The following is a 614-nucleotide window of genomic DNA, read 5'->3' as shown; positions in this document are numbered from 1 at the left end:
GTAACAGCAGTTCAGGCGTGAGCTCTTCCGATCTCCCAGCGTATGGGCCGCGAGCAGCGCCTCGCGCACCCGCGCGCGCACCACCTTGCCCTGTGCGTTGCGCGGCAATTCGGGCAGCGCCAGCCAGGCGCGCGGGCGCTTGTGGCGCGCCAGCGCGGCGACGCGCGCCGCCGCCTCCGCCTCCCATCCGGCGGGCGGCGATTCCGCGACGGCGACGATCACCTCGCCCCAATAGTCCGACGGGATGCCGAGCACGCAGATGGCGCGCCCGCCGGCGGCGCCATCCAGCGCGGATTCGATCTCGCCCGGATGGATGCGATAGCCGCCGGACTTCATCACATCCGCCGCGCGGCCCGACAGGTGCAGCCGCCCGCGCGCATCGATCGCGCCGAGGTCCCCGGTGCGATGCCAGGCGCCGGGCGGGCGCGCGGCGAAGCCCGCCGCGGTGATGGTGCCGGCGTTCATGTGGCGCGCGCGCAGATGGATCTCGCCCGCCTCGCCGGCCGGCAGCGCCGCGCCGTCCTCGGCGCGGATCGCGATCTCGACGCCCGGGGCCGGCCAGCCGAGGCAGGCGCCCAGCCCGGCCTTCGGCTCGGCCATCGCCTGCGCGACCT

The 614-nt window shown here is 76.1% G+C and carries 1 protein-coding gene; it reads right to left on the bottom strand.

The window, feature by feature from the left end; genetic code table 11:
- Positions 1-600: AMP-binding enzyme (locus HW578_RS27430; protein ID WP_232479341.1), on the bottom strand; the 600-nt coding region annotated here is incomplete at its 3' end.
- Positions 601-614 lie beyond the last annotated feature (14 nt).

Source organism: Roseomonas rosulenta (genome assembly GCF_016106005.1).
Taxonomy (GTDB): domain Bacteria; phylum Pseudomonadota; class Alphaproteobacteria; order Acetobacterales; family Acetobacteraceae; genus Neoroseomonas; species Neoroseomonas rosulenta.
Note: the sequence above shows the minus strand (reverse complement) of the source record. Positions and strands in the feature narration are given on the sequence as shown.